Consider the following 14,908-nt stretch of genomic DNA (forward strand, 5'->3'; position numbering starts at 1 on the left):
AGGCCGAAGGAATCAATCAGCTCGAAGGACGTGAACTTGACCCCCACGGCGAGGAAGATCTCGCCCAGCTCCGGCGGGACGTATGCTGCCAGCGCCGCCAGTTCAGCGGCCAAATCGGTCTTGGCCCCCGCCGCTCCTTTTGCGGCCGGCCCCGCAATCGCCTTGGTTACCAGCGGATAGGTGTGGATCTGTTCGACTGGCGGCACGATCGCCCGCCGGTTGTAGCCGAAACCGGCCGCCAGCCCGGTCACAAAGAAGAACGGCGGCCCCCAGCGGGTACTCCAGCAAGGCATAGACAAAGAGCGAGGATTCACCCCGGTATTTGAAGAACGAGCCGATGGCCGACAGCGACAGTTGCTCTGTCTTGAGAACGGCCTGGCCGGCATAGGCGGTGTAGCTCTCGCCTGTGTCCGGATCCTGCATTTCCTGCTGCAAAAATGCGCCGCCCAGTTCCACCCCGCCACCCTTGTAATCAAGCCCGATGCCGCTGAGGTGGAAGTGGGGGTCGAATTTGGTGAGCGGCGTGTCAACGCCTAGCCCCTGCAGGGAGACGGTGAACCCGGCAGCCGTCAGACCGCCGTCCAGGAAGATAAAGAGCTTCTCCTCCTTGTATTTGAGACCGACACGTTCGATGTGGATGGGGCCGAAGTTCTTTTGGATCTTCACCCACTTCGTATCGTCGGCCGTGACCGCAACCCCGGGCGTCACCGCAACCGCCTGGTCTGCACCCGCCGTTGCGGGCGTCTTGATCGCGGGAGGTGTGGGATCATGATCAAAGGCTGCCTGGCCTTCTGCCGGACTCGGATTTGCTTTGATGGGCAGATTCAGGGTCACGGTTTGGCCGTCCAGGAGCAGCACGGTGGCCACCGCCACGGCTTCTACGGCATGACTCGGCACGTTGACGCCGCCGCTGGTGTTCAGCCGGCCGATGATCGCCACATCCGCTTCGTCGAACGGTTGCGTCGGCACCAGAATCTGGAGATCGAGCTTGAGCGACTTGGGCGGGCCGCCGGAACCCATCAGCGGCAGATTGGGCAACTGCACATTGGAGAGATCCAGGCCGGCCTCGAGGCTCAGGCCGATTAACCACTTCGAGGACTCGCCTGCTTGAGTTTTCTTCCACTGCTTGGCAAGGAAGGCGCCGCGGGTTTTGATGTCCGGCACAAGGTCATTGTAGCCGCTTGGCGCCAGATCGCGCATGCTGGGCGGATCGCCGGCAGTGCTGCGGTAAGCGGCCAACAGCGTGCTCACCTCAACCTGCTCGTGATCGGCCAGCACCGTCTTCTCGTCGGCGAAGACCACATCGAATTCGTGCGTTGTGTCCCCTGTACTGAATGTGATGACCCCGCTGAACCGCTTCTGCGCCAGGCCGTTGCTGTCGTGCGCAATATCAACTGTGACCACGATGGCCACCGGCGTATCTTGAATATCAAAGTCCGCCTCCCCCTTGAACGTGAAGTCTCGGGTCGCCGAGTTGAAGGCAATGTGGAGATTCTTGAAGACCAGGCTTTCGAGAGCAGCGGGGTGATCCGCCGCGACGCCAAACTTCTTGCCCAGATCGCTGAGGAGCTCGCCGATCGCTATCTCCTGGCCCGGCCCTGTGCTGCCCTCAAACTGCCAGCCCTGATCGTAGAGGGCGGCCAGATAGACATGGACCCCAGCGATCTGCAAACTGGCGGCAAGCCCCCCAGAATAGGACTCCCCGCCCTGGATACGGAATTGCAGGTTGCCGACATCAAACCCTTTGACGATTGTCCAACTTTCCGGGACATCAAATTGGAGGGCCAGGTGCTTGCGGCGATAGTTGTATTCCAGGCGCAGATCTTCGACCGTCAACTTCTCCAACGCGCTGCTTGGCCCGACCATTTTCTCCAACAGGGCGCCGACCGGGATAGTGTTACTGGCCTGCAAATAGAGATCCCCGCTCGGATAGGAACCGCCGCACACCAGTTGAAGCGCGTGCCCCCCGTTGCTGTCGTCACCGAAGGCCGCTTGGGCGGCAATTTGGGCCATGACCATGCGGTTTGTTCCAAGGGGATCGTACACGTCCACATGGAAGGAGAGCCCCTCCAATGTAAGCCGAACCGGTGCGGGCAGGAGGATCCACTCCTTCTCGCGCAATTCGAGATCGAAGCTCAGCAGGGTCAGGGTTTTGCGGGACTTGGAGAATTCGAGTTCGAGGGAGATCTCGGTGTCGGCCCCGAAGGAAGGGGCGGGACCGGGCAATCCAAAGGAGGCCGAATCGCCCAACAGATGTTCCGGGCCGCCGATATACTTGCCGTTCGCCCGGATGACATCGCCGACAATGGGGTAATCTAGTTCGACATGAATCCGTTTGTCATCGGATAGGTGGAAATCACCGGTGATGCCGATCTCGGACCCTTCGGCCGCGAATTGCAGTGGTGATGTAAAGAAAACGTTCGCATTCTTGAGGAATCCAAAATCCCAGCCTCGAGGCGGCATCTGCACGACCAAATCGGGAAACGGACTCTCATATCTGACACTGGCCTTGACCATCAGCGCACCGGTTAAGGATTCGCCTTCTTGCCCGGTCTTCAGAAATGAATCGAGTTGATCGAAGACGCCCAGCCCGTTGCCCACGTCTGGCATCAGCCGGCCCCACATGGTCAACCCGCCTCTGACGATACTGTTCGCATTGTCCTTGCCCGGTGAGCTGCGTCGGGCAAACGCTTCAATCCTCAACGTCGAGGCGAGGGGGCCTGCAAACGGATCGTCGGCCAGTGTCACGCCGAGTTCGTCGTACGATTTTCCCGAAGCGCTCAGCCATCCTGCAAACAGGGAAATCTCTTTGAGCCGATCCTGGACCTTATCCAGATTACCGTCTGCGCTATAAACAAACACCCACAAGGGATCTACCAACGTCATGAAGCGCAGGTGGAAGGCCCCATCCGCGTTCCCATCCGGCTCCCAGGCCCCTGGCATACGAGGGAAACAGCCCCCAAAACTCCAGGATTCTTTGGGCTGAGCGCAGATGATGACCAGGGGAGAATTTTTTGTCGCCCCAGAGACCTCGATGTTGCTCATTACGCCCAGCAACGTCGTCTCGCCGGTCAGAGCGCCCAAATCGAGCGCGCCATCTCCGCTTCCGTCAACCGTGACGGGAATCTCCGTGGTCTGCAAATAGGCGCGCATCAACCGCACGCAACCGTCCGGCAGACAATCTGAATTAAGGATTTTCAAACTCATACGTGATCTCGCTTCTGGTTACCCGCTTGCGGGTTTAGTCCGGGGCGAATTCGTGCCTCCAGCAGGCGGAGGGGACGCTGGTGGCGTCGGAAGGACAACCTGCATGAGCATGAGGGCGGCTACTTGTGCCGTGGCGTTCTCAAAATCACGGATGGCCAAGGAGACAAATGCGTCCACTAGTGTGTTCCACACATTCTTCCAAGGCAGGCTGCCGGGCGCGTTGTCAAGCATTTTTTGTGCCCGCGTCTTCCCCAGAAAGAGCGAGGCCAGTCCCTTATTGATGGCATCAATCTCACTTTGCCCCAATTTGTTCTTTTCCCTGACACGGTCTTTCAGAAAGTCCTTGCGCTTCTTGACAATCTTAGCCGCTTTGTCGGGTTTATCGGCTTCTTTCTTCGTGGTGACAGTATCACCCAAGGTTGCCAGGGTCGGATGTAGCATTGTAAATAGATGGGTCAGCCAAACGTGATTTAGCATCACGAAACAGTGGTCAGCCAAGAGTCCGATCAGTTCTACAAACTGGATGTGGTTGGTGATCAACAGGGCCGATATCGGCCCCCCGGTCGCCTGCTTCGGTAGCAGGCTTTCTGCAAGATCGGACGGCAGGAAGACGGCAAAGTCGTAGTCAATCTCGTCAATGCCGGGCCGCCCGCCCTCATCGCTGTGGAACGATGCGTTCGCAGAACGGAACCCTCGTTTGGACTGGATGGTGACGCGATCGTTCAAATACTGGGCAACCGTAATGGTGCCGTTGGTAATGTTGCCGATTTCCTGGTTCTCGTAGGGGTCGATCTCGGTGAAGCCGGGAATGACTTCGATATACACATCGGGCGTTGCTCGGATCTCCAGGGCAAAGGGTTTTGCCCCGACGGGTAAGAAGATCGACGTGGCAGGAGCAGGCGTCGCCCGCATATCGTTCAACCTGACCAAATCTCGCCAACTGACCACCGGCTGCACCGGCCAAATAGCGAATAGATCGTAGTCGCCCGTCACGGCATTCTTGTATAATTCCAGTTCTTTTTCGTCACGCTCCTTGTTGGCCTTGTACGCATCGTCACTCTCGTTCTTCGCCTGATCTCTAACAAAGTACGGGGGGAACGGATTCTGGGCGACATTGACCGGATAGAACGTGCGGTTGGCAACGCTCGGCCTGTTATAGGGCGCTTTGCTAAGCGCTTCATTGAGATAGTCATCGCCCCCCACGGGCGGACTGATCGTCGCCGGGACAGTGGGCGCGACCAGCGAAGCAGGGGGAGTCTCTAGCAGTTCCGCAACGGTGCGTCCTTGGTCCTTTGTCTTGTCTCTTACCTCAAGCTTCCCCTCGGCATTGCGGTCAAGATAGGAGAGTTGTTCATTTGCAAAGTCAGTCCACTCCCCATAGGTCACTGCACCGCCTTCCCCCGAGTCAGCGACTGTTCGAAAGAAGACGCGGCCATGATAGACACCCCATATCGGCTCGGCTCCAGTTCCTTGCTCCTTGTTGAGCAAGAATTCCATCAGCACTGTCTTGTCTGTGTCGAGGGCGTACCCAACGATCTGCGTCGGATTACTTTCATCGGGTAGCGATCTCCATTGATTGGGGATGAGCTTTAGCTGCTCGTCTTTCCGGGTGTTGGTGATTTTTAATGGGATGAACGGTGTCTGTCCAGCTTCCACAGCCTTAGCCAATTCCGAGTCAAATTTTACGGCATTCGGCTTAAGCGGGGATTTGGGGTCGCATTTGTCGCGGATATAATTGAAATACTTCACAAAATTCTCGTCGTTGTAGTCTATCTTCTTGCTGCCTTTTTTGTTGAAGCAAGTCAACTGGCACAGGAAGCCGGCCATAGGCCCCCAGTCACACGACTTGGGCTTGATCAGGAATGATTTCAGATCGTAGCCCGCCTCAATGACGGTGGTCTTGTCGGCTCCAGGGACACGACAGGCGATGACACAATTTGTGCGGTCTGCCGTATCCTGGAACGCCCTGGCATGCAGTTCGGGAAAGCCCTCTTTCCGAAGTGTTTCCAAATCAGCAATCAAGCCAGGTGAGAACTTCTCCGCCGTAGCGACCAGCCAGCGGTCCACGATCTCTTCGGTCACCTCCATCCCGATAAAGGCGGCCAACTGGGGCGAATGAGTCAAAGGAATGAGCCCGCGCTGGGGGCTTCGTCGTGTTGGCGGCGACTTATGTTCGGCAAGCATCTTTGCTAACTTTGCTTGTTCTTCTGGCGTTGGCATTAGTTTATGCTCCTTTCGCTGTATGTATTACTTCTTGAGCTACTTCCATAGCATCAACCTGACCTGCCCGGATTGGAAAAAGTTCCCGGCTCTCGTACCGTGAAAAAGCCCGCTGTTCCCTGTGCTAAAAACGACCGTGTCTATGCCTATCTTCTCTATGACCACACCATAAGATGCTCCATCCGCCCAGAGAGACAATACACCGGCCATTTTCCATTCCTGGACATCTTCTTTGTAGACTCCAGTTGAGTCATTCTTCCCGTCGCTCCTCACCCAGACCTGAACCAAACTAGGAAGATGGCCAAAGTTATGCGTATGAGTCCATTGTTGATTGCATATAACATTATCGATAACGTCAATATCATCAGCAGTCGGAAATCCATGATAATTGGATATTGTCTTGCCATGAATATCCAGATCGCCTTCGATATCCACAGGCCCCACAAACCAGGCGGCCTTGCCCGCGCCTTCCTGCTTGGCAACCAAGGCGACTCCAGTGCCGTTGTTGACAACGGCCACGGTTGGAGCTGAAGTATTGCCAGAGATGCTCAGCGCATTCTTCGCACCGGTGACGCCAGTGATAGCCACGCCACCTCCGCCCTCGAATTTCGCAGCAAGGCCCGCGCCTTCCTGCTTGGCATACAGGACATCTCCAGCGCCGTTGTTGACAACGCCCACGGTTGGAACTGAAGTGGTATTGCCAGAGATGTTCAGTGCATTCTTCGCACCGGTGACGCCAGTGATAGCCACGCCACCGCCACCCTCGAATTCCGCGGCCTTGCCCGTGCCTTCCTGCCTGGCATACAGGGCGGCTCCAGCGCCTTTGTTGACTACGGCCAAGGTTGGAGATGAAGTGGTATTGTTATAGATGGTCAGCGCATTCGTCGCGCCTGCGACGCCCCCGATGGCTACGCCGCTACCACCCTCGAATTGTGCGGCTTTGCCCTCGCCTTCCTGCTTGACGTGCAGACTTGCCGATGGCTGGAATGTCCCAATGCCCACGTTGCCCTGAACCAACAGCCCGTCAACCGGCGCTTTATACAAATGCGCCCAATCACTGCCGATGGTCAGCCCATCGGTCACCGCCAGCCTGCTGGCGGGCTGGTTGGTGCCAATGCCGACATAGTCGAGACCGCTGCCCGCATGATGGAAGACGAGCGGCGATTTCTGGATCGTGCAGGCGCGGCTGCCGTCCCAATAGCCGGGGATGTGGCGGTAGTACAAATGCACATCCGTAGGCCCGGTGCGCAGCCCGGTCTGGACGGTGAGGCGCAGATAGACCGAGTCGTTCGGCTGCAGCTTGTCGGCGCCCAATTGCTCCCCGTCAATCACCCACTCGACCATGCGACCGTTCGGGGACGCCATGATCGGATCGCTATGCCAGTTGTCATCTACATCCGGATCGGGTTCCACCGACCCGACGCCCGCCACGGCCTGCACCTGGACGGTAACTTTGCCCGGCTCATCGGTCAGCGCCCACTCCTGATGCCCGCCCTGGTCCGTGATCTCGCAGGCCAGGATCAAGCGCGTCTGCAGGTTGCCGGTCCGAACGATGGGCAGCGCAACCTCGCGATCAACGTTGGTGATGCGCAAGAGCAGCGCCGTCTTCGATGAGCCGTCGTTGAGCACGATGTCGGAGCCGACGACATCGAAATGCAGGGGAATGCTCTTGCGTCCCCGCTGGCTCAGCACCTCGACGGTGCGGATGCGCGGGCCGAGAAGGGTTGCCGGGTCACCCTGGCGTTGCGCCAGCGGGCCAGGCCGTAGCTCGACCGGTAACACCTGCGCCTCGGCCTCAGCATCGGCCGCGATGCGCGGCAGGACGATTTCCAGAGCGGGGGCGTCATTCGCTGCGTCGCTCATCTCGATCGTCTTCTCGGCCGGGGAGAGCAGGTAGAGCGATTCGGAGTTCGCATCCGGATCGTCCTGATAGTAGATGTACCAGATCTCCTCCCCCAACGGCCCCTTTTTCGCCAGGTGACGCTCCAGGTCGGCGTTCATGCCGGCGCCCGAATTCTTCGAGAGCGTACCCGTGGGGAAACGCAGTTCCAGGTGATGGTTGCGGCGGAAAAAGTCATTCCGATTCTCGTCGGCTATTTTGGCGATCTCCTCAGGTGCATTGAAAGTCACCGGCCGTCTGTGCGCATCCTTGTTCCAGATCGCCACGGTCAGCTTGTGCGCGATTTCGCCGCCTGCGACATAGATTGCCGGCGTCTGCTGCTCGTCCCAGAGGGCAAACTCCAAGGGAGAACTGACGCGAAAGTCCTGAGTCGGCGCCCAGTCGAGCGAGCGCTGCCGCTGAATCTCCGCCGTGGCCAGCGCCTTGCCATACAACCTGACGTGAGCCAGATTGCCGGTAAATATCCAATTCGTATCGTCGTCGGCATAGCGCCCCACTCGCCAAACTGCGGGATCGGGAAGCGTGGCCGCCCCGATGTTGCCTTGCCCCGCCAGGCGTCCGTCTATCCAAACCGATGCATCCCCGCTGGCCTGGACGGCGACCGCCACATGAACCCACTGGTTGCGCGTAACTGAAGGCTCACATTTCAGTGCTTCGCCCACATTCCTCAGCGTGAGAACGCTCCCGTCGAGGTAGAAATCTGCAACGCCGTTGGCGTAGAGGATCTGCGCCTTGTCTGACTCAAGAAATAGCCAGCTCGAAAAGGTCCAGCCTTGTGTGGAGATGTCGTCGGCCATCGGCAGTTCCAGATAATCAACCACCCCGGAGCCACTGCGATTCAAGCGCAGGCAACTGCCAAACTGCTCGTCCACCACCAGTTTCGGACTGCCGTGAATAACGGCTCCACGGCTGTTGCCCGAAGCATCTGGAGTCGTGGCCGGATGGTCGGGTTTGGCGGATTCCCGAACCGAGTCCAGCTTCAGATGGACCATGAGTGTATTCATAGTTAGTGGGATCGTTTGCGTTTGATTCATGGTCTATCCTCTGCCTTGCGCAGTTTGAGCCAGCCCTCGACGATCCGTTGCTGGCCGGGAAATGTGGCCCGTGTGTCGGTGCGGCCGATCGTATCAGTCTCGATCCAGGCCTCGCCCTGGCGCCTGAGCCAGGCCCACTCGTAGCCGGCCTCCGCGGCCAGCGGCAGTCGCGTCTTCTCGCGCTCGGTCAGGATCGGCGTCGAGAGGAAGGTGACCTCGAGTTTGCGCAGGACCGCGGCGTACTGGTCCGTGGGGATGGTAATGGACTTGGTCGGCAGAATCCCGGAAACCGCATGCACCGATCCCTGGGGATCAACCAGCATGGTCAGTTTCTGGGGCGGGTCGTCGAGCGACTGCATCAGATTGATAGGCTCTTTCCAATGGATCTGGATCTGCTCGGATGAGGAATTGAGCATCTCGAATAGCTCGATGGCGCTCTCGCCTCGCACGAGGGTGTAGACATGCCCCTCTGTGTCAATCCGCCAGCGCTGCCCGGACTCCTCGATGGTGACCGCAGCGCTCCAGGGACGCTCCAGATGGTCGCCAATTTCTGCTGGCGCCACCCGCATGTCCAGTTGGTCGGCCAGACTCTGGACAGAAGCAGATGGTGTCGCAAGGTTCAACGGCAGCGGGGTTGCCGCTTGAGGAGCGAAGAAGATGTTGTTCTTGTAGTGGTAGTCCTCGCCGTCGCCCTCTTCCAGGAAATAGCCCACAAGCCCGTCGTTGAGCTGCTGATCCTCGCCGATGCGGATGGGAAAGCGTACATGGGTGAAGTCGTCGCTGGTGCGGTCGCCCTGCGAGTCTACGCCGCGCATCATGTCCGGCAAGAACGCGCTGAGCGACTGGTTCACGGCAGGTTGGCCGCGCAGTTCGAGGTTGACCAGGGCGCGCACCACGGCGATGGGCCGTCCCATGAGCAGCGCCAGGCTTTCGTGGTGAGAAAAGTCCTCGGGTGCGATGTTTTCAAGCGCGCTGGTCAGCGTGGACAGGAATTGATCGAAGAACGCCGCGTCCCGTTTGCCCAGATCGTTGACGATAGTGTTGACCAGCTTGCGCAGATGCGGGTTCATCGTTGATTCGGCTCTCTCGATCTCCCAGTGGGGCAGCCCGCTGCCTGGCGCCGGCTGCCAGGCCGTGCGACCGTTGACGCCAAGAATCGTGCCCAGGGCCTCGCCCGTGTTGTCGTAGACCAGCAGGCTGCCGTCGAGGTTGTTGGGCAGAATCCAGCCGCAGACGGGTGTATACGCGGGATGGGCGTTCGTCTCAGGCTCATTCATCGCCGTGCCAGGGGCATGATCAGCCGACAGCCAGCGGAAGTTGAGCCGGGCCGGTTGCAGCAGGCGGGGCGGCAGGTTGATGTCGTTCGGCGCGTCCGCCACACGCAACAGTTCGCTGGTGATGATCGGCGTCTGTTGGTCCGGGCCGAGCACCGATTTGACGCGGCCAAAGGTATCAACGAGACGCAGTTGGCGCAGCTTCATCCTGCCGGAGCGGATCGGCGTAAAATCGTTGTCGCGCAGCGGTGAGCTCGCATGGCGGCCCTGGGTCGCCTCGCGCACGGCCTCGGTCAGCGGTTTCATGTCGGAAAAACCGATCGGGTCTGCGACAGGCAGTTGCAGGATCTGATGGCGCTGCAGCAGCGCTTCGTGAAAGCCGTCCAGGGCCTGGGACAAGGTATTGGGCCTGGCAGACAGAAAGTCCCTGACGGCTCGTAGTGTTTCCACGGTTTCCGCCAACACCTCTGTCTGCCCGTCCCTGGACTCTTCAACCCGCTGCAGATACCGATCCAGTTTGTCCAGGAGCAAGTCCGAAGCATGGTCGGTCAGCACGCAACTCCCGCTGTAGATGCCCGTGTCCGCGCGGCGCGGCCCTGCACTTGCTCCAGGCTTGAGATCGAGATCCACGGCCGTTTCCTGCAGACTGTAATTCTGCGCCACGAAAGAAACGGCATAGGACTGGCGATCTCCCTCCCGATTGCTCCCTGCGCTGATCGGAAGCATCTCGACCTGCCACTCCAGCATGAACGGATGCCAGGGCTGCGTGCGCCAAAGCCGCGCCCCGATCTGGTCATCGTCCAGCGCCTCCTGGAGGAGCGTGGTGCGGATCGTCGCGAGCGGTTCGGGCGCCGAGTTCGTCCACTGGCTGACCGCAGCGAAATCCGCAATCGAGATGATCTTGCACACCAGCTTACCGTCTTCGCTGTTCTTCCCATCCATCCCGTGCCGCTCGGTGGGCTTCAGGTCGCTCGCCGCCAGCAACACAACCGGGTCGGTGGGCTGGTAGTAGCGTGGCGCATCCATCTGTCGCAGGACGTAGCGCATCCTGGCTACTTGCGGTTGGCTATCGCGGCTTGGGGGCAAGCTCTCGAGCAGGCCGGCGAGATCATCCCGGAAGGCTTTGTGCTGATCCGCTGCGGAGAATCCGGCCGTTTCCCGATGGATGCAGTTGCGCAACGCTTGCAGGCTGTCCCGCTTGTTGAAGGGAATCCTGCGGCGATCGAGGAAGGCCCTCAGCGCCGCCTCCAGGGAGACAGGCAGCATTTCCAGGGCGTGCTCCCCATCCGATCCGATCCCTCCCGCACCGGACTTGTGGGCTTCAGCGATGACCAGGTCGAGACGCCTGAGCGCGTCGAGGACATCGTTGGTGGTCTTCAGGCCGTCAATCACGTCATTGATGCAGACCGCAACGCGAGAGGCCAGGGCGGTGTCAGCGGTATGCGCCGGCGCCGTCGCGCCGATGATGGGCGTGTCACGCCCCTTCTGACCGCCGATCGCCTCCCGCTCCGTCTTGAAATTGCCCGTCGCCGCCAGCTTGCGCCTCAACGCTCTCAGCCCGGTCTTTTCGATGAATCTGGCGATTTCAACCGGGTCCGGATAGCCCGATGCCAACCCTTCCGGTGGACGCAGGGCCTGCATGTAGAGCGTCCAGTCATGGTAAATCTGCTGGCGCAGAGAGTCCATATCCTCTTGCGACCGTTGAAAGACGCCTTGGGCCACATTAAGGTCGTTCAGGGCGTGGGCAAGATAGACCGGAAGCGTTCCCGTCGTCTGCGCGTGAACAGCTTGCCCGCCCGCATGCGCAGTGGTCGGATCGGGGGCCGCGGCCAAACTGGTGTCTCGTTCCAGGCGGACGTTCCACAGGATGCCGGCCCGCAGCGATTTGAAGCCTTTGCCGTGTCGCGCCTCGCGAAACTTGGGGCCGATGTCCAGGCGACGGTGTTCCAGGCGATCGCCCAGGTCGAGTCCTTCCAACTGTTCTTCGATCAGCGCCTTGTCGCCGGAGATTCTGTGGGCAAGGTAGGCGGAGAGAGCTTCACTGGCGCTGTTACCGACCGCGATATCAACCGGGCCGGAAGTGAGCGCGGGATCGTTCTCGAAATCCGCCTCGGCGTCAGGGGTCAGCCTGGCGTAGCAGAAAATTCGCTCTGCCTCCTGTTTCTCGGCGTTGGGCTGCCGGGACACAGTCCAGCCAAAATGATGGGCAACGGCCTCGTCCCAAACCTCCACCGGGGCACTGTTGGTTTCGTGATCGTGACCGCTCGCCTCGTACTCGTGATGGATTCGCTGCGCGATGGCCTCGCGGGTTTGCTGCAGAGGCGTATGGCGCAGGCAATCCCGTTTTTGCGGTTGGTCATACCATCCAATCACGTCATAGCGAACGCTCTTGAATGCTTCACGACTGGTAATCTCATCATCGTGCAGGCCGAACACACTCCGGCAACTCGGATAGAAGGCCGCGAAGGCAGGCTCGCCATAACCCAGCGCAGTCAATCCGGCCGCGACGACCCGGTGCCAGTTCGTCTTCTCTTCTTCCGCCACATCATCCACCAGGGCGTTCAGGTATTCGGCGCCTGGCGCGTCTGCGGGCCTCCCTTCGCCCACGACCCATTTGCGGCCCAAGTAGCGATACGGCTGCCACTTCCCCTCATCAGGTCTTGGCGGCAGCGGAAAACTGACCGTGCCAGCCGACTTGGCGCCTTCCGGATGCAAGTAATCGCTCTCGATCATCCACTGCTTTTGCGGCACACCATCGGGGCCACAGCGCGTCACCAGCCATCGGTCGGGCGCCGGTGGAAACACCACCCCTGTGGCGCTGTTCACCCCCTGGGTGAGCGCGTCGGGTAACGCCCAATGCAGGTGTACGCCACGGCTGAGTCGCAGGCTCTGGTCACGAAACGGATGGGAAACGATCTCTTCGCTGATGTAGGGGACGTCGGCGTTGGCGTTCTGTCCCTTCTCGCCGTCGTAATACGGCAGTTTGGAGAAGTCGGCCATCGCCTCGAGCACGGTCTGCGCGGATTCCAGAAAGAGTGCATCGAGGTGTATGGGTACAAACAAACCGTTAGCTTCTTGCAACTTATGCCTCTTTTCGGTATGCGATCATCGGCGAGCAGGTCACAATCTTACACCTTTATCTTACGTCCATTTTACGCCCATTCTCCCTGCGGCGATAGACAAGAATCAATCTGCTTTGGGGGCAGTTTCACTACAATAATTTGTAACCCGTGAAGTAACTGCTCAGGCGGCCCCCCTGCCCCCCAATCCTGGGGGAAAAAGCATTCGGCTCCCCCACGATTGGGGGGCAGGGGGGCGCTCCGGGCGCTATCGAGACCATTGAAAACGCCGGTGAAAACGCCGGTGAAAACGCCGGTGAAAACGCCGGTGAAAACGCCGGTGAAAACGCCGGTGAAAACGCCGGGAAGGATCCTTTCGCTGCTCAAGGAGAATCCGCATTTGGCCATTGCTGATCTTGCAGTCAGCATCGAAATATCAGAAAGCGCAGTCGAGCGCGCCATCCGCAAATTGCGCGAACAGAATCGCCTGCGCCGCATCGGCCCAACAAAAGGCGGCTACTGGGAGATCGCCGGCTGATCTCGTCCAGCGGGCCAATTGCTCGAATCCAGCCGCGATGATACAATTCGATTGTGTTCGAGTGCGAAGCCAATCGCCGGCATGTGAGGAGTTGAGCGATGATCGTAAGATCAGATGATGATCCTCTCCAACGACAAAGCCAACCCGACCTTGCGTCAGCAATGTTGCGCCTGAGATCGGAACGGTTCGTCAGGAGACTGTTGCTATGAATCTGAACGACCTGAAATCCCAAGCAGCCCTCGGTGAGGACAGCCGCCGCCAGTTCAAGCGCGACGTGACCAACGCCGACAGCCTGGCGGCTGAGATGGCGGCCTTCGCCAACTCCGAAGGGGGCGTGATTTACCTCGGCGTGGCCGACGACGGCAGTTTGCCTGGCCTGAGCCTGGCCGATGTGGCGCGCATCAACCAGTTGATCAGTAATACAGCCTCCCAGCACATTCGCAGCCCGATCACAGTGCTGACGGAGAACCTGGAGCTCGACAGCAACCGGCTGGTGATTGTACTCACCGTGCCGAAGGGGATTGACAAGCCTTACTTCGACCGTAACGGCGTCATCTGGTTGAAGAGCGGTGCAGACAAGCGCCGCATCAACTCCAAAGAGGAACTGCGCCGCCTGTTTCAGAGCGTGGATCAGTTTCACGCTGACGAGTTGCCCACCAAGGCCGGCATTGACAAACTGGACCGGCTGCGCTTCCGCGACTTCTTGCGCGATTTCTACAAGCAGGAGTTTCCCGACGCGGCCGAGGAGCGGCTGACGCTGCTGCAAAACATGAACCTGGCCACCGACAGCGGCATGCTCAACCTGGCCGGGGTGCTGCTCTTCGCCGAGCGGCCTGAGTGGATCAAACCGCAGTTCATCGTCAAGGCCATTCGCTATCCGGGCAACGCGATTCACGTCAGCGATTACCTGGACAGCGAGGATTTCGTCGGGCCGTTGCCCCAGCAGTTTACCGGGGCCCTGGCCTTTGTCATGCGCAATCTGCGCAAGGTGCAGGCCGGGCGGGGGGTCAATGCGCTGGGGACGCCGGAAATTCCAGCTTCTGTCTTCGAGGAACTGCTGGTCAATGCCCTGGCGCACCGCGACTACTTCATCAACGCGCCCATCCGGCTGTTCATCTTCGACAACCGCATCGAGATCATCAGTCCCGGCCACCTGCCCAACAACCTGACGGTGGCGAAAATCCGCACGGGCAATTCCATCATCCGCAACCCGATCCTGGTGTCGTACATCGCCAAAGGGCTGCTGCCCTACCGGGGACTCGGTTCGGGGATCAAACGAGCGCTGGAAGACTGGCCGGAGATTGATTTCACCGATGATCGAGATGGGTGCTTGTTCACCGCTACGGTTCACCGAAAGGAGGATATTGGTTTGGTTGAACTCGAGATTAGTTCACAGAAAAGTGCGGTCGAAACAAGAAGTGCACAGAAAAGTGCACAGAAAAGTGCACAGAAAAGTGCACAGAAAATCATCGAACTCATGCGGGTTGACCCGACAATCACCATTGCACAACTTGTTGAGAACGTAGGCGTCAAGGATCGGGCTATCAAGAAACAGATCGAGAAGCTGAAAGCACAAGGGCGCATCCGGCGCATCGGCCCGGACAAGGGCGGCCATTGGGAGGTGATCGAATGATCCGCTCCAACGACAAAGCCAACCCCGCCATGCGCCTGGATGA

At 59.3% G+C, this 14,908-nt stretch carries 6 protein-coding genes; 2 read left to right on the top strand and 4 right to left on the bottom strand.

Annotation, left to right across the window (positions count from 1 at the left end; translation table 11 throughout):
- Positions 1 to 102: 102 nt before the first annotated feature.
- The 4 genes from IPM84_04095 to IPM84_04110 are packed head-to-tail and all read right to left on the bottom strand — an operon-like array spanning position 103 to position 12,698.
- Positions 103 to 3,207 (bottom strand): hypothetical protein, encoded by a 3,105-nt coding sequence (locus IPM84_04095; protein MBK9091950.1) that lies wholly within the window; start codon positions 3,205 to 3,207, stop codon positions 103 to 105.
- Positions 3,208 to 3,225: 18 nt separating this feature from the next.
- Positions 3,226 to 5,427: a hypothetical protein gene (locus tag IPM84_04100; GenBank protein MBK9091951.1), complete on the bottom strand. Its 2,202-nt coding sequence runs from the start codon at positions 5,425 to 5,427 to the stop codon at positions 3,226 to 3,228.
- 39 nt (positions 5,428 to 5,466) lie between these two features.
- Complete coding sequence (locus IPM84_04105; GenBank protein MBK9091952.1) at positions 5,467 to 8,361, bottom strand: hypothetical protein; 2,895 nt, start codon at positions 8,359 to 8,361, stop codon at positions 5,467 to 5,469.
- Positions 8,358 to 12,698 carry a hypothetical protein gene (locus IPM84_04110; GenBank protein ID MBK9091953.1) on the bottom strand — a complete coding sequence of 1,447 codons (4,341 nt, stop codon included), beginning with the start codon at positions 12,696 to 12,698 and terminating at the stop codon, positions 8,358 to 8,360. Before IPM84_04110 ends, IPM84_04105 begins: the two co-directional genes overlap by 4 nt.
- Positions 12,699 to 12,935: 237 nt before the next feature.
- On the opposite strand from IPM84_04110, the gene IPM84_04115 reads away from it, so the two are divergent.
- Together IPM84_04115 and IPM84_04120 are read left to right on the top strand one after the other, a co-directional pair.
- Entirely contained in the window at positions 12,936 to 13,232 is a 297-nt protein-coding gene (locus IPM84_04115) for a winged helix-turn-helix transcriptional regulator (GenBank protein MBK9091954.1), read from the top strand.
- 205 nt (positions 13,233 to 13,437) lie between these two features.
- Entirely contained in the window at positions 13,438 to 14,865 is a 1,428-nt protein-coding gene (locus tag IPM84_04120; protein MBK9091955.1) for a putative DNA binding domain-containing protein, read from the top strand.
- The last annotated feature ends 43 nt before the right edge of the window (positions 14,866 to 14,908 follow it).

It is taken from the genome of Candidatus Amarolinea dominans, assembly GCA_016719785.1.
Lineage (GTDB): Bacteria > Chloroflexota > Anaerolineae > SSC4 > Amarolineaceae > Amarolinea > Amarolinea dominans.